The sequence below is a fragment of the Herbaspirillum huttiense genome (genome assembly GCF_004367745.1).
Classification (GTDB): Bacteria; Pseudomonadota; Gammaproteobacteria; order Burkholderiales; family Burkholderiaceae_D; genus Herbaspirillum; species Herbaspirillum huttiense.
In genome coordinates this window covers 549,108-572,859 of the sequence record NZ_CP037993.1, presented here as the reverse complement: position 1 = coordinate 572,859, position 23,752 = coordinate 549,108, and the positions used below count along the sequence as shown (strand labels likewise).

At 63.2% G+C, this 23,752-nt stretch carries 19 protein-coding genes and 1 pseudogene; 6 read left to right on the top strand and 14 right to left on the bottom strand.

Annotation, left to right across the window (positions count from 1 at the left end; translation table 11 throughout):
- Window positions 1-8: 8 nt before the first annotated feature.
- The 7 genes from E2K99_RS02595 to polA all read right to left on the bottom strand — a co-directional run bounded on the left by E2K99_RS02595 (window position 9) and on the right by polA (window position 10,613).
- Window positions 9-1,040 (bottom strand): aromatic ring-hydroxylating dioxygenase subunit alpha, encoded by a 1,032-nt coding sequence (locus tag E2K99_RS02595; protein ID WP_039789311.1) that lies wholly within the window; start codon window positions 1,038-1,040, stop codon window positions 9-11.
- A gap of 114 nt (window positions 1,041-1,154) precedes the next feature.
- Window positions 1,155-2,141, bottom strand: coding sequence for an isopenicillin N synthase family dioxygenase (locus E2K99_RS02590; protein ID WP_134221246.1), 987 nt, complete (start codon window positions 2,139-2,141; stop codon window positions 1,155-1,157).
- A 69-nt stretch (window positions 2,142-2,210) separates the two neighbouring features.
- Window positions 2,211-3,200 carry an ABC transporter substrate-binding protein gene (locus E2K99_RS02585; protein WP_240733839.1) on the bottom strand — a complete coding sequence of 330 codons (990 nt, stop codon included), beginning with the start codon at window positions 3,198-3,200 and terminating at the stop codon, window positions 2,211-2,213.
- Between the two features lie 61 nt (window positions 3,201-3,261).
- On the bottom strand, window positions 3,262-4,281 hold the full coding sequence (locus tag E2K99_RS02580) for a PDR/VanB family oxidoreductase (RefSeq protein WP_134221244.1): 1,020 nt from the start codon (window positions 4,279-4,281) through the stop codon (window positions 3,262-3,264).
- A 401-nt stretch (window positions 4,282-4,682) separates the two neighbouring features.
- The gene (locus E2K99_RS02575) at window positions 4,683-5,567 is read right to left on the bottom strand and encodes a dienelactone hydrolase family protein (RefSeq protein WP_134221243.1); all 885 of its coding nucleotides are present in this window, start codon (window positions 5,565-5,567) and stop codon (window positions 4,683-4,685) included.
- 211 nt (window positions 5,568-5,778) lie between these two features.
- On the bottom strand, window positions 5,779-7,476 hold the full coding sequence (locus E2K99_RS02570) for a methyl-accepting chemotaxis protein (RefSeq protein ID WP_134221242.1): 1,698 nt from the start codon (window positions 7,474-7,476) through the stop codon (window positions 5,779-5,781).
- A 374-nt stretch (window positions 7,477-7,850) separates the two neighbouring features.
- Window positions 7,851-10,613, bottom strand: coding sequence for a DNA polymerase I (polA, locus tag E2K99_RS02565; RefSeq protein WP_134221241.1), 2,763 nt, complete (start codon window positions 10,611-10,613; stop codon window positions 7,851-7,853).
- On the opposite strand from polA, the gene E2K99_RS02560 reads away from it, so the two are divergent.
- The 6 genes from E2K99_RS02560 (at window position 10,614) to E2K99_RS02535 (ending at window position 16,527) form a co-directional block, all read left to right on the top strand.
- Window positions 10,614-11,360 carry an LOG family protein gene (locus E2K99_RS02560; protein WP_121042707.1) on the top strand — a complete coding sequence of 249 codons (747 nt, stop codon included), beginning with the start codon at window positions 10,614-10,616 and terminating at the stop codon, window positions 11,358-11,360.
- A 210-nt stretch (window positions 11,361-11,570) separates the two neighbouring features.
- A complete protein-coding gene (locus E2K99_RS02555) occupies window positions 11,571-12,266 on the top strand; it encodes a hypothetical protein (protein ID WP_134221240.1) in 696 nt (231 codons plus the stop codon).
- A 147-nt stretch (window positions 12,267-12,413) separates the two neighbouring features.
- A complete protein-coding gene (locus E2K99_RS02550) occupies window positions 12,414-12,851 on the top strand; it encodes a hypothetical protein (RefSeq protein WP_039789298.1) in 438 nt (145 codons plus the stop codon).
- 185 nt (window positions 12,852-13,036) lie between these two features.
- Window positions 13,037-13,990, top strand: coding sequence for a homoserine kinase (locus tag E2K99_RS02545; protein ID WP_134221239.1), 954 nt, complete (start codon window positions 13,037-13,039; stop codon window positions 13,988-13,990).
- Between the two features lie 11 nt (window positions 13,991-14,001).
- Window positions 14,002-14,805 (top strand): BPSS1780 family membrane protein, encoded by an 804-nt coding sequence (locus E2K99_RS02540; protein WP_134221238.1) that lies wholly within the window; start codon window positions 14,002-14,004, stop codon window positions 14,803-14,805.
- Window positions 14,806-14,964: 159 nt separating this feature from the next.
- Window positions 14,965-16,527: a methyl-accepting chemotaxis protein gene (locus tag E2K99_RS02535; protein WP_134221237.1), complete on the top strand. Its 1,563-nt coding sequence runs from the start codon at window positions 14,965-14,967 to the stop codon at window positions 16,525-16,527.
- A 42-nt stretch (window positions 16,528-16,569) separates the two neighbouring features.
- Here E2K99_RS02535 and E2K99_RS02530 read toward each other — a convergent pair whose 3' ends face one another.
- From E2K99_RS02530 to E2K99_RS02500, 7 genes and pseudogenes are all read right to left on the bottom strand, one after another.
- On the bottom strand, window positions 16,570-17,031 hold the full coding sequence (locus tag E2K99_RS02530; protein WP_134221236.1) for a GNAT family N-acetyltransferase: 462 nt from the start codon (window positions 17,029-17,031) through the stop codon (window positions 16,570-16,572).
- A gap of 19 nt (window positions 17,032-17,050) precedes the next feature.
- Entirely contained in the window at window positions 17,051-18,523 is a 1,473-nt protein-coding gene (gene xylB, locus E2K99_RS02525; RefSeq protein ID WP_134221235.1) for a xylulokinase, read from the bottom strand.
- 63 nt (window positions 18,524-18,586) lie between these two features.
- Window positions 18,587-20,020, bottom strand: coding sequence for a D-arabinitol 4-dehydrogenase (gene dalD, locus E2K99_RS02520; protein ID WP_134221234.1), 1,434 nt, complete (start codon window positions 20,018-20,020; stop codon window positions 18,587-18,589).
- Between the two features lie 37 nt (window positions 20,021-20,057).
- Window positions 20,058-21,176, bottom strand: a complete 1,119-nt coding sequence (locus E2K99_RS02515; protein WP_134221233.1) for an ABC transporter ATP-binding protein — start codon at window positions 21,174-21,176, stop codon at window positions 20,058-20,060.
- A 44-nt stretch (window positions 21,177-21,220) separates the two neighbouring features.
- The gene (locus E2K99_RS02510) at window positions 21,221-21,946 is read right to left on the bottom strand and encodes an HAD family hydrolase (protein WP_134221232.1); all 726 of its coding nucleotides are present in this window, start codon (window positions 21,944-21,946) and stop codon (window positions 21,221-21,223) included.
- Window positions 21,946-22,725, bottom strand: a pseudogene (locus E2K99_RS02505) (carbohydrate ABC transporter permease); the annotation flags it as partial. The pseudogene E2K99_RS02505 and the gene E2K99_RS02510, both read right to left, overlap by 1 nt.
- Window positions 22,726-22,757: 32 nt before the next feature.
- Window positions 22,758-23,732, bottom strand: coding sequence for a carbohydrate ABC transporter permease (locus E2K99_RS02500; protein WP_034330884.1), 975 nt, complete (start codon window positions 23,730-23,732; stop codon window positions 22,758-22,760).
- Window positions 23,733-23,752 lie beyond the last annotated feature (20 nt).

Genomic DNA, 23,752 nt, shown 5'->3' with positions numbered 1-23,752 from the left:
TGGCGGGTTCATGCAGCGGGGTGGATACGGAACACTTCGGATTCGCCGTGCTCTTCCAGCAATTGCAGCAGCATGCGGCGCATGATGAGACCGGGCCGATCCGAGGCCATGTGAAATTCCTGGCGGCGGCGCACGTCGATGCAGGCATCGGGGTCAGTGGCTTCCAGGATCTCGCGGTCTTCCACCAGGATGGGGGCATCCCAGGCGATCAGCTCGGCTTCCGAACATTCCTCCTCGGTATCGTTGCGATAGAGCCATTGCGACAGCATGATGGCACCATCATCGATGGGCGTGGCGCAGTTGTAGATGATGTGATGGCGGCCGCTCTCCGGATAGGTGCAGCCAAAGCGGCGCACGAAGGGCAGGTACCAGCGGTTGAACATGTGGCGCACCGTGGTGTCGGCGGTGCTGCCGGTGACGCGATGGCTGGCCGGTACGTTCTTGATGGGCACGCGGGTTTCGGCTTCGAAGCCGTAGTCGGTTTCCTCGATCTCGTATTTCTCCGGCTTGGGCTGGTCATACAGGCCGAAGGTGGCGCGATGCACGTAGCTGAAGTGGGAGTTGTCGAAGGAGTTTTCCATCATGCGCAGGGCACTGGTCTCCCAGCGCTCGTAGAACTGGAAGATGCGCCGATAGCCGGGCGCGCCATCCTCGGGAAACTCCGGGATATCGCGCAGCGGTTCTTCCAGCGCCACCCATACATAACCGTAGCGTTCCTTGCAGAAATACGACTTCACGCAGGCACCGGACGGCACGCTGCCATCCACGCTCTGCGGCACGCGCACGCAGGCGCCCTCGCCGTTGAAGGTCCAGCCGTGATAGCCGCAGACGATGTTGCCGTTTTCCACGAAGCCCTTGGACAACCGGGCCGTGCGATGGCAGCAGCGGTCCTGCAACGCGGCGGGTGAGCCATCCTCCTTGAGCCACACCACCAGCTTCTCTCCCAACAGCGTGAAGGGCTGCGGACCATCCTTCAATTGCGTGACGGGCATGAGCGCGTACCAGAACTTGCGCAAGACTTTTTGTTGAGTTACCAGCATGAGGCTGCTCCTTCTGCTTGGACTGCGAACGCCATGGTTCGCAGTGGTCCGGCCGGCGTGCCAACACGGTCGCCTTCGCCGAAATACATTGGCTTCGAGGTGTCATGCGGCAGCTCAAGCCGCCGCTACCGCCCCGAAGGTCTGCTTCACTTTCATTTCCAGGTAGTCACCGATGGTGCAGGGGGCGTAGCGCGCCGGGCGTTCATCGCTACAGCAACTGGGCAGGCAGGCCACCACCGCCGCCTGGTCGCCATCCTGGAAGAACGGCAGGGAATAGCGCGGTGCACGGCCCGCATTGAGCACGCGATGCGCATTGCTGTGATACAGGTCATTGCTCCAGCGCTGCAACAGGTCGCCGATGTTGACCACGAAACTTTCCGCGATGGGAGGCGCGCTCACCCATTGGCCATCGGCATTGCAGATTTCCAGTCCGCCGATGTCGTCCTGCGCGAGGATGGTGACCAATCCCCAGTCGGTATGGGCCCCGGCACCGATCTGGTTGTGGCGGGCACCGTCAGGCTGGGGCGGATAGTGCAGCATGCGCTGGGTGGCGATGGGTGACTGCAGCACCGGCTCGAAGAAATCCTCGGGCATCTCCAGCGACAGTGCGATCACGCCCAGCAGGCGATGCGACAGGGCGCGCACGGCGTCGTAATACAAGCGTGAGTGCGCTTCGAAACCCGGCAGGTCCTGCGGCCACAGGTGGTGGCCATAGCGCAGCAGGCCGCGCTGCACATACGGATGGTCCGGCGCGATGTCAAAGCCGAACTGGAAGCCTTCCTTCAGATCGGCGGGCGATCCTTCATCGAGGGCCTGCGCCCCCATGCGCTCGTATCCGTAGCCGGACGGAGAATGCCGCATGTCGATGGCCGATTTGCTGGCCTGGGGCAAGGCAAAGAAACGCCGCGCCCAGTCGAACTGCTGCTCGACCAGCGAGGGCGCGACACCGTGATTGACGAGGTAGAAGAAACCCACGTCGCGCGAGATCTTGTGAATCTCCCAGGCCAGCGCCTCGCGGCGGGCCAGTTCGGGCGAGAACGCATCGGCGAAATCGATCACCGGAATGCGACGCGCGGTCATGGGTACTGTGTAGGGAATCATGGCGTCCTCACGCTAAGGAGATCGCTGCTGCGGGCAACACAAGGCAGCAGCGACCAGCGGGTCACGACGTCAGGGCATGACCTTCATGTCCTTGACGAACTGGGTGGTGTAAGCCTTGTGATAATCGGTGCCGGCCTTGAGCAGGCCAGTGGCGACCATGACGTCATAGGTCTGTTTCCAGCGCTCATCGGTCATCACGCCGATGCCCAGCTTGGCCGCATCCCCCCCGGTGACGACCTTGAGTTCCTTGAGCTTGCCCAGCGCATAGGCCAGTTGCTCATCGCCCATGTTCTTGTTGTCGGCCTTGATGAGGGCATTGGCCGGTGCCGGGTCTTCCAGGTAGCTCTTCCAGCCTTCGGCGGTGGCCTTGACGAAGCGCTGCACCAGGTCAGGCTTGGTGGCGACGGTCTTCTGCAGCGTAACGATGGTGGTGCCATAGGGCGGATAGCCTTCGCTGGCGAAGAGGAAGAACTTGCTCTTCACGCCGGCCTTGTCGGCCTGGAACAGTTCGGACGAGGGATAGGCCTGCTGCGCGATATTGGGATCGGCAAAGAAGGGCTGCAGGTTGAAGGTGTAGGCTTTGGACTGCGCATCGGTGTAGCCGTACTTGGACTTGAGCCACGGCCACCAGCTTGACTGGCCAGAGCCGGCGACCAGGATGGTCTTGCTCTTCAGGCCGCCCAGGCTGGTGACATCATCATGCGTCATCATGCCCTGCAGGTCGGACTGGAAGGACGTCCCGACGGTCACCAGCGGCAGCCCCTGCTCGATCCCCTTCATCACCGCGAAGTCATAGCCCATGCTGAAGTCAGCCTGCCCGGCCACCAGGATCTGCATGTTGTTGACCTGCGGCCCACCCATCTTGATGGTCACATCCATCCCATATTTTTTATAGATACCCTTGGCCACCGCCTGGTAGAAGCCGCCATGCTCGGCCTGCGCATACCAGTTCGACAGCAGCGTGACCTTGTCCTCGGCGTGGGCCAGGCCCGTCACCGACAGGGCAGCCGCGCCCAGCCACAGCGCGGCCAGGTGCCGCAGGAATGTCCGCTTTTGCATCGATTGCTTCTTCATAGCCTTCCTCTCCAGGTGGGTTGAACTTGCTTTGCGCACTAACCAATTACAGATCCAGGACCAATCGCGTGCCGGCACAACGCGATACGCAGGGCAGGATGCGGCGGCCACTCGCGCGTTCGGCGTCTGAGAGCACACTGTCGCGATGCAGGGGCTGGCCTTCCAGCACGGTGCTCTCGCAACTGCCGCAGAAACCTTCGCCGCAGGAGGTACCAATGACCACGCCCACTTGCGCGGCGGCAGCGACGATGCTCTGTCCGGGCTGCACCTCGCAGCGCAGGCCGGAACGGTGCAGGACCAGTTCGAACACGTGCTCTTCGGCCTGAGCCTGCGCAGCGGATGGAGGCTCGGCATTCGCCATCAGAGGCGCAGCGAACAATTCAAAATGAACATCCTGCTCGCGCCAGCCTGCCAGTTGCGCATGCCGGCGCGCGGCTTCGATGAAAGGTGCAGGTCCGCACACATAGAGCGGCGACGAAGACGGCACGGCGGCAAGGGCCGCTGCAATGGCGCGCTCGGTCTCGATACCGTCCAGCCCCAGGTGCAGCGACATGCCTTGCGAACAGGCGGCCAGTTCATGGAAAAATGCAGCGTGTGCCAGGCTGCGCGCGAAGTAATGCAGGCGATGACGCCTGCCCTGCGCGGCCATCTCGGCGGCCATCGCATGCAGCGGCGTGATGCCAATGCCGGCGGCCAGCAGCAGCGGCGCGCGCGGGTCGGCGATGAGGGGGAAGGCATTGACGGGAGGCGATGTGCTGATCGAATCGCCCTCCTGCACCTGTTCATGCAGATAGGCGGATCCACCGCGCGAATCGCTCTCGCGCTTGACGGCAATCACGTAGCAGTCGCGCTGTTGCGGCGTATTGCAGAGGGAATAGGCGCGCACCAGACCGTCTTGCAAATGCAGGCGCAGGTGCGCGCCCGGCGTCCAGGGCGGCAACGCGGCACCCTCTTGCGCCACCAGTTCAAAGAGACGAATCCCTTCGGCCGCGTGGCGCACTGCCCTCACCCGCAAACGCAGTGTGGTGGCGGCATTGCCGTTGAAGCGATCGGTGACGGCGTTCATCGCCCACCTCGGATGGCATTGCCAAAAGGGGAATCGATCAGGGGAAATGTTGCGAAAAACGGCAACACAGAATGAGAGGGCGCTCGGGCAATGTGCATGGTCTCGTGTCCTGTCAAAAGAGAGGGACCATCGGAAGGCTCCGATGGCGTCACGAGCAATGCCCCGCGAGAAGGTAAGTGTCTTGGTTACCGACTGCTAGCCGCTTCTACTCAATCGCTTCTTTAGCAAACGGCGTGCCAAGGCCGGCAGCGCCGTAAACCCATGTGTTCTTTCCAAGATTCAATGAAAAAGGGACGGAGAATTCCGTCCCTTTGCCTGCGCGCTGCACATCTTGGTGCGCCCCGCCTTGATCTGCATCAGAAGCGCACCAACAAGAAGCTCGCCAATTTATTGCATCAGCATCAGGCCACGCCATGCTGCTTGAAGAAGGCCACGACCTTGGTCCACGCATCCTTGGCATCCGCCTCCACATAGCTGGGACGGTAGTCGGCGTTGAAGGCATGGCCCGAATTCATGTACACATGGAATTCGGATTTGTTGCCCGCCTTCTGCAGGGCTTCCTTCATCTGCTCCACGGTGGAAACCGGGATGCCCTGGTCCTTGCCGCCGTAGAGGCCGATGACCGGCGTCTTCAGCGTCGGCGCGATATCGATGGGCTGTTGCGGGAACAGCGCGGTCTTGTCGCCCACCAGGCGGCCATACCAGGCGGCCCCGGCCTTGACCTGGGGGTTGTGGGCGCTGTAGAGCCACACGATGCGGCCGCCCCAGCAGAAGCCGTTGATGCCCAGGCGCTTGATGTCGCCGCCGTTCTCGCCGGCCCACTTTACATAGGCATCGATGTCGCCCATCACCTGCGCATCGGGCACTTTGGAAATGATTTCCTTCTGCAGCTCGGCAATGGAGGTATAGGCCATGGGATTGCCCTGGCGCACGAAGAAGTCCGGTGCGATGGCCAGGTAGCCCAGCTTGGCGAAACGGCGCGCGATGTCGGCGATGTGCTCATGCACGCCGAAGATCTCGGAGACCACGATGATGACCGGCAGGCCGGTCTTGCCCTCGGGCTGGGCGCGATAGGCCGGCACGCGCTGGCCGTTGACGTCGATGGATACCTCGCCTGCGGTCAGGCCCTGGGTATCGGTCTTGATCATGGTCTGCGCGCACACCGGCAGCACGGCGGCGGCAAAGCCGGTGCCCAGGGCGGTCTTGAGGAAGGTGCGGCGATCAGCGTTGCCGGACAGGTTGCTCTGGCCCAGCAGGCTGTTGAAATCATTGCGAAGGTCGTTCATCGGGTTCTCCATCTTGGTGGCACTTGGCCTCGTTGTGGTGGAAGTGATGGTGATGCGGGGGAGCGCCAACATGAAAAAGCGGTCCTTGCAGACCGCTTTCATGGCACCGGACAAGCTGGCATTTTTCGCACGCCGGCTTCATCCCCTGCCGGAGTCTAACCGCAATCGGCAGAACGTGTTGAGCGCGGCTTGACCAGGTTTTGACCCTGCTTCAACCCTGCACCGCCAGCGCCGCATTGGCGCCCGGCAGCTCCGGCGCACCGGGCGTGACGTCGATGACGCGCTCAGCCGAAGCCGGTTGTGCATAAGTTGCAGAAGTGGACGAAGTCACGCGCGCCTGTGCCGCATCGATGCGGAACACGCTCACCAGTTGCTGCAATCCGGCCGCCTGTTCCTGCAGCTGGCGGGCCGCGGCCGCTGCCTGTTCGACCAGGGCGGCGTTCTGCTGGGTCATGTCGTCGATCTGGATGATGGCCTCGTTGACCTGTTCGATGCCGCTGCTCTGCTCGCGGTTGGCGTGGGTGATCTCGGTCATCACGTCGGTGACGCGGCGGATGCTGGTGACGATCTCGGTCATGGTGCTGCCGGCCTGCTCGACCAGCTTGCTGCCGTTTTCCACCTTGCCTACCGAGTCGCCGATGAGCACCTTGATTTCCTTGGCGGCCGAGGCTGAGCGCTGCGCCAGCGAACGCACTTCGGACGCCACCACCGCAAAGCCGCGCCCCTGCTCGCCGGCACGCGCCGCTTCCACCGCCGCATTGAGCGCGAGGATATTGGTCTGGAAGGCGATGCCATCGATCACGCTGACGATGTCGGCCACCTTCTGCGAGGAGGCATTGATGGACTGCATCGTCTCCACCACCTGCGAGACGATGCTGCCACCCTGCACCGCCACGTCGGAGGCGGCCAGCGCCAGGTCGTTGGCCTGGTGGGCGTTCTCGGCATTCTGCTTGACGGTGGAATTGAGCTGCTCCATGGAGGAGGCAGTCTCTTCCAGCGCACCGGCCTGCTGCTCGGTGCGGCCGGAAAGGTCGAGGTTGCCGCGTGCAATTTCGGTGGAGGCGGTGGTGATGGTCTCAGAACCGCGCCGCACTTCCGAGACGATCGCGGCCAGCTTGTCGCGCATCACGCGCATGGCCGCCAGCAGGCTGTCGTTGTCACCGGCACGGGTATCAATCACGACAGCCAGGTCGCCTTCGGCAATCTGGCCGGCGATCTGCACGGCATAGTCCGGCTCGCCACCCAGCTTGCGCAGGATCTGGCGCGTGATCCAGATGGCCGCCAGGATCGCGGTGACCACGCCGATGGCGCTGATGAGCAGCATCAGCAGGCGCGCACGGGCATAGGCGGCGGCGCTGCTGTCGGCGGCTTCGCGGTTGAGTTTGTCTTCCAGTGCGGCCAGCGCCTTCAGTTCGACCTGCCAGGACTTCTGCACCGGCAGGTATTGCTCCTTCAGGAATTGCGCCAGTTCATAGGCTTCACGGCGCTTGCCGAATTCGACGGCTTCGTTGATGAGCTTCTCGGCCGCAGCAGCCTGCGCCTGGATCTTGGGCAGGGCCGCCTTCTCTTCCTCGGAAGTGTCAGAAGAATCGGCAAAGAGCTGTTGCAGCTTCTGCGCGGCGACCTTGTATTTCTGGGTCTGGCCTTCGATGTATTGCGCCTCGATGTCCACATCTTCGGGCGCGGCGGGCAGCATGAGGTTGCGCAACGAGATGGAGCGCTCGCCCACCGTTTCCAGCATCTCCTTGACCAGTGCGCTCTCGGGATTCTTGACCTCCACCACGTGGGTGAAGCGTCCCTGCACCTGGTGCATGTTGTAGATGCCGAAGCCGGTCACCAGCACCAGCAGCAAGACCACCCACGCAAACCCCAACCCCAGGCGCGTACCTACCTTCATTCCTGACTTCATGACGTCTCCTCCCATGTGTTCATCGGAGGCCGGACGGAAAGACGGAGATGATGACGGCCACGGACCGCATGCGGTCATGGCCGGTGATGAATGTGCTTGTCCCCTGCTTCCCTGCCTCAGCCTCGGTTGCCCGGACCCCGTCCGGTACCACCCAGAGCGTCATCCCGTCTTTGTTCGTCTGCGGTTGCGACGCCGGTCTGCTTGTCTTGTCATTCAGGTGCTGGCTTGGTCGGGGCACTGACGCCTGCTGACCACTGGGGTCACGTCACGGCGTCAGCTTGCCTTCCTGCCAATCTTGCTTTTTTGCCTAATCGTTCACGCCCCTGCGCTATCGAACGGCGGAAAGCCGCGCGTTCCCGTCAGCGGTGTGAAGTTTAATGCGCTTCGTCCCAATTCTTACCGATTCCGACCTCGGCAAGCAAGGGAACTTTCAGTTCCGCAACATTTTTCATCAATTCAGGCAGCTTTTCACGCACCACCGCCAGCTCCTCCTGGGGCACTTCCAGCACCAGTTCATCGTGGACCTGCATGATCATGCGGCTCTTCATGCCAGTCGACTCCAACCAGTCCTGCACGGCAATCATGGCCAGCTTGATGAGGTCGGCCGCGGTGCCCTGCATGGGCGCATTGATCGCCGCACGCTCGGCGCCTTGCCGGCGCGGGCCGTTGGGCGAGTTGATCTCGGGCAGCCACAGGCGGCGGCCGAAGACCGTTTCCACGTAGCCGCGCGCCTTGGCCTGCAGGCGCGTTTCATCCATGTAGCGCTTCACGCCCGAGAAGCGCATGAAGTACTTGTCGATGTACATCTGCGCGGCAGAGCGTTCGATGCCCAGGTTGCCGGCCAGACCAAAGGCGCTCATGCCGTAGATCAGGCCGAAGTTGATGACCTTGGCATAGCGGCGCTGCTCGGACTCGACCTGCTCGGGCGCGATGCCGAAGATTTCGGCGGCGGTGGCCTTGTGGATGTCTTCGTTGTTGGCGAAGGCCTTCAACATGTTCTCGTCTTCGGAGATGTGCGCCATGATGCGCAGCTCGATCTGCGAATAGTCGGCCGAGACGATCACGCAGCCTTCGGGTGCGACGAAGGCTTCGCGGATGCGGCGTCCTTCGGGCGTGCGGATCGGGATGTTCTGCAGGTTCGGTTCGTTGGAAGACAGGCGACCAGTGACTGCCACCGCCTGTGCATAGTTGGTATGCACGCGGCCGGTGGCCGGGTTGATCATCTTGGGCAGCTTGTCGGTATAGGTGGACTTGAGCTTGGCCAGGCCGCGATAGTCCAGCAGCACCTTGGGCAGCGGATAATCCTCGGCCAGCTTCTGCAGCACTTCCTCATCGGTGGACGGTGCGCCCGAGGCGGTCTTCTTGACCACCGGCAGCTCCAGCTTGCCGAAGAGGATCTCGCCCAGCTGCTTGGGCGAATTCAGGTTGAAAGGCTGGCCGGCCAGGTCGTAGGCCTGCTGTTCGATTTCCAGCATGCGTTTGCCGAGATCGTGCGATTGCTGGCCCAGGCGCTCGCTGTCGATCAGCACGCCATTGCGTTCGATCTTCTGCAGCACCACCGAGGTCGGGACTTCGATCTTCTCGTAGATGAAGCGCAGCTTGTCATCATGCTCGATCTGCGGCCACATGGCGTGATGCAGGGCCAGTGTGACTTCCGCATCTTCGGCAGCATATTCGGTGGCGCGTTCAATGGCCACTTCATTGAAGCCGATCTGCGACGCACCCTTGCCGCACACCTCGGCATAGGTGATGGTCTTGCGCTCCAGATGACGTGCAGCCAGGCTGTCCATGTCATGCGGACGATGTGATTCGAAGACGTAGGATTCCAGCAGCGTGTCGTGCTTCACGCCGGCCAGGCGAACGCCGTAGTTGGCGAAGATGTGGCTGTCGTATTTCAGGTGCTGGCCGAGCTTGGGCTTGCTGGCGTCTTCCAGCCAGGGCTTCAGTTTGGCGAGCACGTGCTCGCGCGACAATTGTTCGGGTGCATCCTGGTAGTTGTGCGCTACCGGAATGTAGGCAGCACGGCCCGGCTCGCAGCACAGCGAGATGCCGACCAGCTCGGCCTGCATCGCATCCAGCGAGGTGGTCTCGGTATCGACGGCGGTCAGTTCGGCGGCGTTGATGGTGGCGATCCACTGATCCAGTTGCGCATCGGTGAACACGGTCTCGTACTCGACCTTGGGCGCAGGAGCAAAGAGGCCACCCTGGGCCGGCGCTTCCAGTGCTGCAGCGGCGCTGGCACCGACCAGCGGGGTCTTGGCAGCGGTGGGCTCGCTGCCCTCGCCCAGTTCGCGCAGCCAGGTGCGGAAGTTGTAGCGGGTGAAGAGATCCTTGAGCACTTCCTTGTCCACCGGCTGCATGGTCAGCGATTCGAGGATGGACTTCATGTGCTCCGACAGATCGCAATCGGTCTTGACGGTGACCAGCACGCGGCCTTGCGGCAGCCAGTCCAGGGCCTTGCGAAGATTCTCGCCGACCACGCCGCTGATCTTGTCGGCATTGGCCATGACGCCATCCAGCGAGCCATAGGCGGAGAGCCACTTCACGGCGGTCTTGGGGCCGCACTTTTCGACGCCGGGCACGTTGTCGACGGTGTCGCCGATGAGGCTCAGGTAATCGACGATGCGCTCGGGCGGCACGCCGAATTTTGCGGTCACGCCGGCAATGTCGAGAACTTCATTGCTCATCGTGTTGACCAAGGTAACGTGTTCGTTGACCAGTTGGGCCATGTCCTTGTCGCCGGTGGAGACGATGGTGTCCAGTCCGGCAGCGGTGGCTTGTACCGAGAGCGTACCGATGACGTCATCGGCCTCGATGCCCTCGACCATCAGGATCGGCCAGCCCAGGGCGCGCACGGCGGCGTGGATCGGTTCGATCTGCAATGCCAGGTCTTCCGGCATGGATTTGCGGGTAGCCTTGTAGTCGGGATAGAGATCATCACGGAAAGTCTTGCCCTTGGCGTCGAACACACAGGCAACGTAACTTGCGGGATAATCGTTGCGCAGTCGGCGCAGCATATTGATGATGCCGTACAGCGCACCGGTGGGCGCGCCTTCCGCGTTACGCATATCGGGCAGTGCATGGAAAGCCCGATAGAGGTAACTGGAACCATCAACTAACAACAAGGTTTTTTGCATATGGAACAGAGAGGAAAAAATGTCCCGCGTCTGCGGGAGGTGGGGGACATCGAACGCGCGACGGCCAAGAAGGCGCGCGAGTCGTGGCATGTACTCACGATTATGGCAGAATTCATCGAATCGACCGAACGTCTCTCCGAGCTGCGTCCTGCCGTTTCCATCTTCGGTTCTGCCCGGATCAAGCCCGACAATCCCCATTATCAACTGTGTGTGGAGATCGCCCGCCTGATCTCCGACGCCGGCTATGCCGTCATCTCCGGCGGCGGCCCCGGCATCATGGAGGCTGCCAACAAGGGCGCCTACGAAGGTGCTTCGCCCTCGGTGGGCCTGAACATCGAACTGCCGCACGAACAGCACGGCAATGCCTGGCAGGACATCTCGCTGTCCTTCCGCCACTTCTTTGCGCGCAAGGTGGCCTTCGTGAAATATGCGGATGCCTACGTGGTGCTGCCGGGCGGCTTCGGGACGCTCGATGAGCTGACCGAAGCACTGACCCTCATGCAGACCGGCAAGTCGCGCATGATGCCGGTGATCCTGGTGGGCAGCGAGTTCTGGGCCGGCCTGGTGGACTGGATCAAGACCCGCCTGGTGGACGACGGCATGATCTCGCCCAAGGACGTGAACCTGCTGCAGGTGATCGATGAACCTGCCGACGTGCTGGCAGCCATCCAGAAATTCCACGCCGAGAAGTCCAAGCCGGCGGAAACCCAGCAGGAGGCAGAACGTCAGAGCGGGATGTATCTGTAACACCGCACTTCATGAGCACGACGAGGCCGGACCGCAGCGATGCCGTCCGGCCTTCTCTTTTTACCGGACCAGAACCGGCATGGCATCAGCGATAGACGCAAGAAAGTTCACTTCCCCTCACCAACGTACGATTTGAAACAACAACGCAAGAATTCATGATGCAGGGCAACTTCATGAAGATTCATACCACTTTCTTGCACCTTCTCTTTTATGCCGGTCGCCCGCGCCTATTTCACGCAACTCTTCCTGGGCACGCTGTACGCGGCGCTGTTCCTGTGCCTGATACCGATGGCGACCGGTGCGGCCATGCTGTTTCTTCCCGCCACACAGTGGCAGCCATGGCACCCCGACCGGTGGCAAGACAGCCTGCACGCGCACCGTGAAACCCTGTACTGGCTGGCGGCCCTGCTCATGGCAGCCACCCTGGCCTGGTTCTGCTGGGGCATGGGCCGCGTCATCGGCAAGGCCCAGCCGCGCTGGCAGCCAGCCTACTGGACCACCACCCTGCTCTACATGCTGGTGATGAGCTATGGCGTGGCCATTGCCGTGGTGACCAGCACCCGGCCCCACTACCAGCAATGCCAGATGTACACCGAAAAGCTCAACGGCGGCCTGCGCCACTATCGGGGCGAAGACTTCCTGGTCGAACTGTGCGGCACCGGCAGCGGCGACAACCGGCACGACCAGATCCGCCTGCGCATCTTCGATGAGCAGGGCCAGTGGCGCGCGGTACGTTACTTCACCGTGCAATGGGGCGGGCACTATCCCGTGCTGATCGACTATGCCCGCGACCACCTCGCCTACTTCGATGCCAGCGAAGGCGAAGATGAAGAATTCGTCAAAGTGGTGGCCATGCCCCCTACCCTGGCCGACTGGCTGAGCACCCGCATCCCGCTGCTGGACTAGCCCCGGCGATGGATCCGGCTCAACACGGCCACGCGCGCTCGCATTTGCCTGTTGTCTTATTGATCATTCCCATGAAGAAACGCGACGGCCAGACCTTGATGGTTTGCTACAATGAAGAAAACAACACCCCTTTTTCTTCATAAGATCATGAAACCATCCCAACTCCGGTTCAAAGAGTCCCTGGCAGCGCTGCTGCTGTGCGCATCGGCTGGCCTGGCCGCGCCGCTGGCGCTGGCACAAACTCCGCCCGCAGGCCTGGCTGCCCAGCCCGCTCCGCCGCCGCCCGAACTGGAGAAGCTGGAAGAAGGCGAACCACCGGCCGTGACCATCCGCAAGCCGGGCGAAGACAGCCGCACGCAGGGCAACAGCATCAAGGAACGCCGCGACCACGGCCAGACCAAGGAAATCGAAGTCAAGTCCGGTCCCAGCACCTACTACGTGCGTCCCAATCCGCAACTGGGCGGTTCCACCCCCGGCGATGCACAAAGCCCGCCGCCTAGCTCGGCCCAGTGGAAGGTCGGCGAGTTCGACTGGGGTGTCAAGAAGCCTCAGGAAGGCGACACCGACGGCACCACCAAGAAGTGATTCCGCTGATCGCGCGCGTCGCCAGACGGTGATGGCGCGCGATCGCCAGCGATCAACCGCATCACCCGGCCGCATTGCGCAGCCGGTTCAGGAACGGGAAGGACGGCGCATCTGCCCTTCCCCTCGCGCAGCCGCCGGATTTGGCGGCAGCGCGCCCCAGCCAGCATCCTCTTTTCATTTTCGTCATGGCAGTCTTTACACCGGTCAGTCTGGAACAACTCTCGGACTGGATTGAACAATTCCCGCTTGGCCGCGCCACTTCGATCAAGGGCATCTCCTCGGGCATCGAAAACAGCAACTTCTTCATCGGCACGGAGCAAGGCGAATACGTGCTGACGCTGTTCGAGAAGCTGCACATCGAACAGTTGCCCTTCTATCTCGAACTGATGCGCCACCTGGCGCAGCGCGGCATCCCGGTGCCGGCGCCGGTGCCCAACGACAAGGGCGCCATCGTCAACCTGCTCAACGACAAGCCGGCGGCCATCGTCAGCAAGCTCGAAGGCCAGTCGCAGCTGGATCCACAGCCGGTGCACTGCGCCGCGCTGGGCGACATGCTGGCGCGCATGCACCTGGCGGCCAAGGATTTCAAGATCCTGCAGCCCAACCTGCGCGGCCTGGCCTGGTGGCTGGAAACCACCCCGGCGGTGCTGCCCTTCCTGCCGGCCAAACTGGGCCAGTTGCTCGCCAGCGAAGTGCAGTACCAGAAGGACTTTGCCGCCACCGCCGACTACCGCGCCCTGCCGCGTGGAGCGGTGCATGCCGACCTGTTCCGCAATAACGCGATGTTCGTGGGCGAGCAGCTGTCGGGCATCTTCGATTTCTATTTCGCCGGTTGCGATACCTGGCTGTTCGACCTGGCCGTGACCGTCAACGACTGGTGCGTGGACCTGGACACGGGCGTGCTCGACACTGCCCGCAGCGAAGCCATGCTGGCCGCCTATCGTGCCGTGCGTCCGTTCTCGGACGCCGAACGCGTGGCGTGGCAGCCGATGCTGCGCGCTGCCGCGCTGCGCTTCTGGCTCTCGCGCCTGTACGATTTCTATCTGCCGCGCGAAGCCGAAATGCTCACGCCGCATGATCCGACGCACTTCGAACGCATCCTGCGCCTGCGCATTCAGGATGCGCCACCGACGCTGTAAGCACTGGAGCCATGGAAAAGATCCCCGCACACACCGGCTGGTCCTGGGTCAAACAGGGCTTCGCCCTGTTCAGAAAGCAACCGGCCGAAATCTCGACGCTGTTCTTCGCCTACATGTTCCTGATGCTGGCGCTGGGCATCATCCCGGTGCTCGGCCAGATGCTGCCGCTGATCCTGATCCCGCTGTTCTCGATGTCGTTCATGCAGGCCTGCGCGCAGATCGAGCGCGGTGAGCGGGTGTTCCCCAACCTGCTGTTGATCGGCTTCCGCAGCCCGGCGCGCAATACGCTGTTGAAGCTCGGCTTGCTCTATCTGCTGGTGGCCACGCTGGTGGTGGCGGCTTCGGCGCTGGCCGACGGCGGCAGCTTCTGGAAAGCCATGATGGGTGGCGGCCTGTCGACCGAGGAACTGCAAAGCGCCGCTGGCAGCATGCGCATTGCCATGCTGGTGGCGGCCGCCCTCTACGTGCCGGCGGCCATGGCGTTCTGGTATGCCGCCCCCTTGATCATGTGGCAGCAGATGCCGCTGGGGAAGGCACTGTTCTACAGCTTCTTCGCGGTGCGCCGCGCCGGGCGTGCGTTCCTGGTCTTCGGCATGGCCTGGATCATGATCGCCATCGTGGTGCCCACGGTCATCAGCATGGCCATCACGCTGCTGACCGGCAGCATTACGGCGGTGTTCTTCATCCTGCTGCCGATCTCGATAATATTGACGGTCATCATGTACTGTTCGTTCTATCCGACCTACACTAGCGTCTTCGGAAAGCCCCGCAGAGGGTCCGACAGCCCGCACAACGGAGACAATCCCATCGTCTGACGCGTCATTCCCGTCAGGCAGGACCTTGCGCCAGGCTGTCGCTGCCTGGCGCGCCCGGTCCGATGTGTTCGCAAGGGAGAGGCGAACAGCATCCGCTCCACCGCCCGCCCCCGCCAGCTGGACTTTCCATCACCACAGCTTCTTACACGGGGGTATCAGATGCGCATGAACATGCCGGTCACGGGGCAGGAACGCCTGCTCATCGATGGCAAGGCCATCGTTTCCAAGACCGATCTCCAGGGCAACATCACCTACGTCAATCCTTACTTCATCGAGATCAGCGGTTTCGAGGAAGAGGAATTGCTGGGCGCGCCGCAAAACCTGATCCGCCATCCCGACATGCCGCCCGAGGCCTTCGCCGACATGTGGGCCACCATCAAGGGCGGCACCCCCTGGACCGGACTGGTCAAGAACCGCAGCAAGAGCGGCGACCATTACTGGGTGCGCGCCAACGTGACGCCCATCCGCGAAAGCGGCCAGGTGGTCGGCTACATGTCGGTCCGTACCAAGCCCGAACGCGCGGCGGTGGAAGGCGCCGAGAAGCTCTACGCAAGCATGCGCCGTGGCCAGGCCAAGGGCATCGCCCTGCATCGTGGTGAAGTGGTCCGTACCGGGCTGGCCGGATGGCTGGGCAAGCTCGGGCGCATGCAGTTGAATACGCGCCTGAACTGGTCGATGGGCGTGATGCTGGCGATCCAGATCGCCGTCGTACTGGCCGGCATGATGACGCTGCACCAGTGGTGGATCAGTGCGCTGGCGGCGGCGTCAGCCCTGCTGTCCATCGTGCAGTGGATCGCCCTGCGCGCCGCGCTCATCAAGCCGCTGCAGCAGGCCCTCGATATCACCCACGCCATCACCGGAGGCGATCTCTCGGTGCGCATCGAGACCGGCCGCCATGATGAACTGGGCCGCCTGCTGGCCTCGCTGCGCCAGATGAACGTGAACCTGACCGCCATCATCGGCGACGTGCGTTCCAACGTCGAGACCATCAACCTGGCAACGCGCGAAATCGCCACCGGCAACATGGACCTCTCGCGCCGCACCGAACAACAGGCCGCCAACCTGGAAGAAACGGCATCGAGCATGCACCAGCTCGCCGGCACCGTGCGCCAGAATGCGGATCACGCGAGCCAGGCCAACGAGCTGGCCGGGACCGCATCATCCATTGCCATGCGCGGCGGCGATGCCGTGGCCAGCACCGGCACGACGATGAACGAGATCAGCGAATCCTCCAACAAGATCGTGGACATCATCAGCCTGATCGACAGCATCGCCTTCCAGACCAATATCCTGGCACTCAATGCCGCCGTGGAAGCGGCGCGCGCCGGCGAGCAGGGACGCGGCTTTGCGGTGGTGGCCTCGGAAGTGCGCATGCTCGCGCAGCGTTCGGCAGCGGCGGCCAAGGAGATCAAGCAATTGATCGACGACTCGGTGGCCAAGGTGGAAGTGGGCAATCGCCAGGTGGAGCAGGCCAGCAGCACCATGCGCGACATCGTGGCTTCGGTGCAGCGGGTCTCGGGCATCATGAGCGAAATCAACGAAGCGACCCAGCAGCAGAGTGCCGGCATCAACCAGGTGCATGAAGCCATCACGCAGATGGATGCCAGCACCCAGCAGAATGCCTCGCTGGTCGAAGAAGCAGCCGCAGCGGCCACCAGTCTGGAAGAGCAGACCATGCGCCTGCTGCAGGCGATCTCGGTGTTCAAGTTCAACCGGCGATGAGGCGCTACCACCCGGGTAGCAGGCCTGCAGCGGAGGGCTCACTCAGGGCTGGGCAGCTTCCTCCAGCACTTGGTGATAAGTGATATAGACTTGCTCCCGCTCATAGCCCAGCGCTTCGTAAAGCCGCTGGGCGGTCACGTTGGTCGTGGCGGTATCGAGCGTGATCCTTTGCGCTCCCCGCGCGCTGAAGTGATCGCGAAGGTACTGCATCAGCTTGCGGCCATGGCCTTGCTGGCGCGCAGTGTGAATGACATACAGGTCGGAGAGATACTGGTAAGGACGCATGCTCAGTGAACAGGTTGCGGGATAGCACTGCGCGAAAGCAAGCGCGCTTCCCGCGTCATCAATCAGCAAGAACATCGAAGACCGCCGCAGCCGCAAGTTCTCTTCCAGAAAGTAACGACATGCCGGCAAGTCGTCCTCATATTCATAGAAAATCCGGTAATCGTTGAACAAGCCGGCCAGGATATCGAGCTGGGCTTCACTGCATTCGATGACCTGCATATATCTCCTCTGATTGAAGTTAAGCGCCCTCCCCATACAAGGGCGCAAACGGCGCATAGATTGCCCGATAGCGTTGCAGCCGCACCTGCAGGGCCGCATGCCGTGCTGCATCGGGCTGGTACAGCGCCTGCTGTGCCGGTTTGCGGCACACCTCGGCTTCGTCGCCGCCATCGGCCAGCCAGGCCAGGCGCGCCGCACCGAGTGCGCCACCGGCCTCGCTGCCCACGTGGGTGACGATGCGCACCTGCAGCGCATCGGCCAGCAACTGTGCCCAATAAGCGCTGCGCGCGCCACCTCCTACTAGCGACAATTCGGCCACATCGGTGCCCGCCGCGCGCAGCGCATCGAGTCCATCCACCATGCCGAAGGCCACGCCTTCCAGCACCGCATAGCCGAGTGCGGCGCGCTGGTGTTCGGGTGTCAGCCCGTGGAAGACGCCGGTAGCATAAGGATCGTTGTGCGGGGTGCGTTCACCTGACAGGTACGGCAGGAACAGCGGCGCATTGTTGCGCGCTTCCTCATCGAGCTGTTCGATCTCGGCCAGGAGGCTCTTCTCATCCACGGAACACAAGCGGCAGAACCAGCGCAGGCAACTGGCGGCCGAGAGCATCACGCTCATCTGGTGCCAGCGCTGCGGCAGGGTATGGCAGAAGGCGTGAATGGCCCGCCCCGGATTCGGACGGAAGCGATCATTGACCACGAACAGCACACCGGAAGTTCCCAGCGAGAGGAAGCCATCGCCGGGCTTGACCGCACCGATGCCCACTGCACTGGCCGCGCCATCACCGGCACCACCGGCCACGATCACGTCCGCACGCAAGCCCCAGGCCTGTGCCACTTCCGGCAGCAGCGTGCCGGAGACCGCGCTGCCATCGACCAGCGCCGGCATCTGATCGCGCCGCATGCCGGAGGCGGCCAGCAGTTCGTCGGACCAGTTGCGGCCTTCCACATCCAGCCACAGCGTGCCGGCGGCGTCCGAGGGATCGCACACCTTGCGCCCGGTCATCATGAAACGCAGCCAATCCTTGGGCAGCAGCACGGTCGCGATCCGCGCAAACAGTTGCGGTTCATGGCGCGCCACCCACAGCAGCTTGGGCGCAGTGAAGCCCGGCATGGCCAGGTTGCCGGCGATACCGTGCAGGCGCGGTGCGCGGCGTTCCAGCTCGGCACATTCGGGGGCACTGCGCGAATCGCTCCAGAGGATGGCCGGACGCAGCACCGCATCTTGCGCATCCATCAGCACCGCACCATGCATCTGGCCGGACAGGCCGATGGCGCGGATGCGGCCGAAGCGCTCACTGCCGAGCTGCTCGCGCAGTTTGTCCACGGTGGCACAGGTCGCCTGCCACCAGTCGGCCGGGCTCTGCTCGGACCAGCGCGGATGCGGACGGGACACCGTCAGCGTACTGCCGGCCAGTGCCAGCAGCGCGCCCGTCTCGTCGATCACCACCGCCTTGACCTCGGACGTACCCAGGTCGATCCCAAGATACATGGTGCTCCTCGTTATTCGTTATTGAACGGCAATTCTATGACGCCTTGGGCACAAAAGGCAGCGTCAGTGCGCCTGCCCCTGCCACTGCTGCACGCGTCCGTAAGCCGAGCGCACCAGCGCCACCAGGCGCGCGTCCCCGGCCAGTTCGCCCCACAGCACGGCATCCGCGCAGAAGGCCTGCACCACATCCTCTGCCGCCAGCATGCTGCGCGCGGCAGCGGCGTCGAAGATGCCGTCCTGGTATTCGTAAGGCAGCGCACCGGCGGCCCAGCGCTGCAGGAATACCAGGAACAGCGCAGGCAGCATGGCTGTAGCCTGCGGATCGCGGCCGGCCGCCAGGCTCTCCTGCAAGGTCGGGCGGATGAAGCCCGGGATCTTGGAATAGCCATCGGCGGCCACGCGCTGGTTGGTGTCCTGGATGGCCGGATTGGAGAAGCGCGCCAGCGTCGTATCGCGATATGCCGCCAGGTCGATGGGGCTGGGCGTGAGGCAGGGAATCACATCCTGCGTCACGTAGTCATGCGCCATCTGGCGGATGTCCTCGCGCAACGTACCTTCGTGGATGTATTGCAGCCCGGCCAGCGTGCCGGCCCAGGCGATGCAGCTGTGGCTGGCGTTGAGGATGCGGATCTTGGCTTCCTCGTAGGGCAGCACCGATTGCACCATCTCCACGCCGGCCGCTTCCAGGCGCGGGCGACCGGCCTTGAAGTCGTCTTCGATCACCCATTGGATGAAGGACTCGCCCATGAGGGCGCAGGGATCGTCGACACCTGTATGTTCTTTCACACGGGCCGCAACCGCCGGTGTGGGGCGGGGTGTGATGCGGTCCACCATGGCATTGGGGCAGGTGGTATGGGCATCCATCCAGGCCACCAGTGCGCTTTCGCCGCGCAGGGTCAGGAACTGGCGCAGGCCATCGCGGAAACGTTCGCCGTTGTGGCGCAGGTTGTCGCAGTTCAGCAGGGTCAGCGCCGCCTGCGGATGGGCCTGGCTGCGTGCGCGCAGGATGGCTGCGATTGCGCCGTAGATGGTGCGCGGTGCACCGCTGCCATCGAGGGCGCAGCGCAGGTCATCGGCCAGATCGGCGTTGCCGGTGTCGAGCTGGTAGTGATGGTCGAGGTAGTAGCCGCCCTCGGTCACGGTGAAGGAGATGATGCGGGTACGCTCTTCGGCACCGGCGGCGATCAGTTGCGTGAGCCGTTCATCCCACGGCAGGATGCGGCCGATGGAAGCGATGCGCTGGTAGCTGCGCTCACCCTCGGGCGTGACAGTCTCCAGCGTGTACTGGCCCTGCTGGCGGGCCAGCGCTTCCAGCAGCGGGCTCATGTCGGCGCGGATGTTGGCCAGCGCCAGTTGCCAGCGGCGGTCGGCACCGCTCTCGCGCAGCGCATTCAGGTAGACCGCCTGGTGGGCGCGATGGAAGGAGCCGGCGCCGATGTGCAGCCAGGTCAGGCTGTCGGCGGCGTCCTGGTCGATGGAAGTGGCGGTACGGGTCATGCCTGGTCCTTGTCGAGGAGGTGAATGGTCGAAGGGATCAATGCGGGCGCGGTGCGGCCACGCCCGATGTGAGGCGCGGCAAGGCCTGGCCGTCGGCACCGAACAGATGGCAGCGGGCCGGATCGGCAGCCAGCTGCAGGACGCTGCCGTGCGGCGGATCGAGGCTGTCGGGCACGCGCAGGATCAGCGCATCGTCGCTGCCTTCATGGGCCACATAGAGGTAAGAGAAATCGCCCAGCAGTTCCAGCGCCGTACACCGTGCCTGCAGCGCGGCCTGGCCCTGGGCGATGTTGAGATGCTCGGGACGTACGCCCAGCGTGACCTTCTGCCCCGCTTGCAGCGTGCTGCCGTCAACCGCAGCCCACTGCAGACCGCCCCCGGGCAATTGCACCTGCACGCCATCGGCCTGCACGGCGGCCACGGTGCCATCGATGAAGTTCATCTTGGGCGAACCGATGAAGCCGGCCACGAAACGATTGGCCGGATGGTGATACAGCTGCTGGGGCGAACCGACCTGTTCGATGCGTCCCTCGGAGAGCACCACGATCTTGTCGGCCAGGGTCATGGCTTCGATCTGGTCGTGGGTTACGTAGATCATGGTGGTCTTGAGGTCATCGTGCAGCTTGGCGAATTCCAGGCGCATCTTCACGCGCAGCGCGGCATCCAGGTTCGACAGCGGCTCATCGAAGAGGAACACGCTGGGCTGGCGCGTGATGGCGCGGCCAATGGCCACGCGTTGGCGCTGGCCGCCCGAGAGCGCGCGCGGCTTGCGGTCCAGCAGGTGATCGATGTGCAGGATCTTGGCGGCATGCTGGACGGCGGCATCGATCTCGGACTTGGACTTGCCGGCGATCTTGAGACCAAAGGCCATGTTGTCGTACAGGCTCATGTGCGGATACAGCGCATAGGACTGGAACACCATGGCCACGCCACGCTTGGAAGCAGGCACGTCATTCATGCGGCGGGTGCCGATGTCGAGGTCGCCATCGCTGATCTCTTCGAGCCCGGCGATCATGCGCAGCAAGGTCGATTTGCCGCAGCCCGAGGGGCCGACGAAGACGACGAATTCGCCATCCTCGATTTCCAGATTGATGTCGCGCATGACTTCGTTGTCGTCGTAGCGCTTGGCCAGGTTCCTGATGCTCACGGCTGCCATGGGATTCTCCTCGTTCTCTTGTAGGGGGACTGCGCACGCTTTGCTCAGCGCAGCCAGATCAATTCACTCACCAGTTGCGGAAACTGTTTCATGTCCTCGAATACCTGATGCGCGCCGGCATCCTTGAGCTTGCGCGCCATCGTCTTGCGGTCATGCGCCACCCCGGTGAAGCCGAGCACGTACATGCCGGCGGCCACCGCCGCACGCACGCCGGTGACGCTGTCATCGACCGCCACGCAGCGCGCCGGATCGACCTTGAAGCCCGCCGCTGCCGCCAGATACACATCCGGTGCCGGCTTGGGATGGGCCACGTCATGACCGCTGTAGATGCGGCCGGCGAATTGCGGATACAGGCCGCAGCGGCGCAAGCCCGCTTCGATGCGCGGCGCATCGCTGTTGCTGGCCACCGCACGCGGCAGGCGGATGGCCTGCAAGGCCTCGACCACGCCCGGCACCGGCTGCGCTTCTTCGCCGCAGGCCACGGCCACGGCCTGGTGGATGCGCTCGGCGGCGGCGGCATCCAGGCCCAGTTCGAATTCCAGATCGACTTCGCCCAGCAGGATGTCGGTGTACATGCCCAGCCGATGCGCGATGGCGGTGTGGAGGGCCTGGCTGCGCTGTTCTTCCTGCTCGTCATCGTCGGCACCGCTCCAGGCCGGCAGCAGCGGCAACAGTTCACGATGCAGCACGCGCAGGGCGATGCTCTCGCTGTCGAGCAGCACGCCGTCGCAATCGCAGATCAGGTGGGTGATCGCCTGGCGCGCCATCATCACTTCACCGCCCCAAAGGTGAGGCCGCGCACCAGCTGCTTCTGCGCCAGCCAGCCCAGCGCCATGATGGGCGCAATCGCCAGCAGGGAGGCGGCCGACAGCTTGGCCCAGAACAGCCCTTCCGGATTGGAATAGGAGGCGATGAACACCGTCAGCGGTGCCGCATTGACGCTGGTGAGGTTCAGGCTCCAGAAGGCTTCATTCCACGACAGGATGATCAGCAGCAAGGCCGTGGAAGCCAGGCCCGGCATGGCGGTGGGCAGCAGCAGGTAAATCATTTCCTGCCAGGCGTTGGCCCCGTCGATGCGGGCCGCTTCGAGGATTTCCTTGGGCACGTCATTGAAGTAGGTGAAGGCCATCCACACCGCGATGGGCAGGTTGATGAGCGTATAGATGATGGTCAACCCGGTTACCGTATCAAGCAGGCCGGTGTTCTTGGCCAGCAGATAGATGGGGATCAGTACGCCCACAGCCGGCATCATCTTGGTCGACAGCATCCACAGCAGCAGCTTCTGGGTGCGGCCGGTCGGGAAGAAGGCCATCGAATACGCCGCCGGCACCGCCAGCAGCAGCGACAGCAGCGTCGAGCCCAGCGAGACGATCAGGGAATTCTGCACATAGCCCAGGTAGTGGCTGCGGCTGAAGACTTCGCGGAAGGTCTCCAGCGTGGGCAGGAACACCAGCGAGGGCGTGTAGGCCTGGGACTCGGTCTTGAAGGCCGTGACCGCCACCCAGAAGATGGGGAAGAACAGCACGATGGCGCAGGCCCAGCCCAGCACAGCCACCCACAGGGGACTTTTCTTTGGATCGCTCATTTTTCGTTGACTCCCTTGAGGTTCCTGGCCAGCATGCGCACCAGGAAGAACGAGACGATGTTGGCCAGCACGACTGCGAAGATGCCGCCCGCCGAAGCGATGCCGATGTCGAACTGCTGCAGGCCGATCGAATAGACCAGGAAGGTCAGGTTGGTGGTGGCCGTACCGGGGCCGCCTGCGGTGGTGGTGAAGATTTCCGCAAAGACCGAGAGCAGGAAGATGGTCTCGATCATGATGACCACCGTAATGGCGCGCTTCAGGTGCGGCAGAACGATGTAGAAGAAGATGCGCACCGGCCCTGCGCCATCAAGCTGTGCAGCTTCCTTCTGGTCGGTATCGAGCGACTGCAGCGCGGTCAACAGGATCAGGAAGGCAAACGGAATCCACTGCCAGGCCACAATGATGATGACCGACAGCATGGGGTACTCGGCCAGCCAGTCAATGGGCTCCAGCCCCAGGTGGCGCATCACGTAGGCCAGGATGCCGTAGACCGGATGCATGATCATGTTCTTCCAGATCAGCGCGGCCACGGTGGGCATGACGAAGAAGGGACCGATGACCAGCAGGCGCGCAATGCCGCGCCCGCGGAAGGGCTGGTCGAACAGCACCGCCAGCAGGGTGCCGCCGATGACGCTGATGGCCAGCACCGAACCGATCAGCAGCGCGGTGTTGCCGATGGAGGGCCAGAAGGCCGGGTCCTGCAACAGGAAAATATAATTTTCCAGACCCACGAAACCGGTCTGGTCAGGGGCCATCAGGTTGTAGCGATTGACCGAAAAATAGATGGTCATCACCAGCGGAACGATCATCCAGGCCAGCAGGATCAGCACCGACGGCGTCTGCATCAGGCGGATGGGATTGAAGCGCTCCTTGCGCGGCGGACTGGTCTGCTGCTTGCGTGCAGCAGGCTGGGAAGAACTCTGCATCATCGGTGAGGTGGACGACACCTGGGTGGAGTGGATCGTGGACATGACGGCCTCGGCATTTCAAT

Bases quoted from the DNA above. Each gene is read 5' to 3' on its own strand.
- E2K99_RS02595 (WP_039789311.1), bottom strand. From the start codon at position 1,040: ATGCTGGTAACTCAACAAAAAGTCTTGCGCAAGTTCTGGTACGCGCTC.
- E2K99_RS02590 (WP_134221246.1), bottom strand. From the start codon at position 2,141: ATGATTCCCTACACAGTACCCATGACCGCGCGTCGCATTCCGGTGATC.
- E2K99_RS02585 (WP_240733839.1), bottom strand. From the start codon at position 3,200: ATGCAAAAGCGGACATTCCTGCGGCACCTGGCCGCGCTGTGGCTGGGC.
- E2K99_RS02580 (WP_134221244.1), bottom strand. From the start codon at position 4,281: ATGAACGCCGTCACCGATCGCTTCAACGGCAATGCCGCCACCACACTG.
- E2K99_RS02575 (WP_134221243.1), bottom strand. From the start codon at position 5,567: ATGAACGACCTTCGCAATGATTTCAACAGCCTGCTGGGCCAGAGCAAC.
- E2K99_RS02570 (WP_134221242.1), bottom strand. From the start codon at position 7,476: ATGAAGTCAGGAATGAAGGTAGGTACGCGCCTGGGGTTGGGGTTTGCG.
- polA (WP_134221241.1), bottom strand. From the start codon at position 10,613: ATGCAAAAAACCTTGTTGTTAGTTGATGGTTCCAGTTACCTCTATCGG.
- E2K99_RS02560 (WP_121042707.1), top strand. From the start codon at position 10,614: ATGGAACAGAGAGGAAAAAATGTCCCGCGTCTGCGGGAGGTGGGGGAC.
- E2K99_RS02555 (WP_134221240.1), top strand. From the start codon at position 11,571: ATGCCGGTCGCCCGCGCCTATTTCACGCAACTCTTCCTGGGCACGCTG.
- E2K99_RS02550 (WP_039789298.1), top strand. From the start codon at position 12,414: ATGAAACCATCCCAACTCCGGTTCAAAGAGTCCCTGGCAGCGCTGCTG.
- E2K99_RS02545 (WP_134221239.1), top strand. From the start codon at position 13,037: ATGGCAGTCTTTACACCGGTCAGTCTGGAACAACTCTCGGACTGGATT.
- E2K99_RS02540 (WP_134221238.1), top strand. From the start codon at position 14,002: ATGGAAAAGATCCCCGCACACACCGGCTGGTCCTGGGTCAAACAGGGC.
- E2K99_RS02535 (WP_134221237.1), top strand. From the start codon at position 14,965: ATGCGCATGAACATGCCGGTCACGGGGCAGGAACGCCTGCTCATCGAT.
- E2K99_RS02530 (WP_134221236.1), bottom strand. From the start codon at position 17,031: ATGCAGGTCATCGAATGCAGTGAAGCCCAGCTCGATATCCTGGCCGGC.
- xylB (WP_134221235.1), bottom strand. From the start codon at position 18,523: ATGTATCTTGGGATCGACCTGGGTACGTCCGAGGTCAAGGCGGTGGTG.
- dalD (WP_134221234.1), bottom strand. From the start codon at position 20,020: ATGACCCGTACCGCCACTTCCATCGACCAGGACGCCGCCGACAGCCTG.
- E2K99_RS02515 (WP_134221233.1), bottom strand. From the start codon at position 21,176: ATGGCAGCCGTGAGCATCAGGAACCTGGCCAAGCGCTACGACGACAAC.
- E2K99_RS02510 (WP_134221232.1), bottom strand. From the start codon at position 21,946: ATGATGGCGCGCCAGGCGATCACCCACCTGATCTGCGATTGCGACGGC.
- E2K99_RS02500 (WP_034330884.1), bottom strand. From the start codon at position 23,732: ATGTCCACGATCCACTCCACCCAGGTGTCGTCCACCTCACCGATGATG.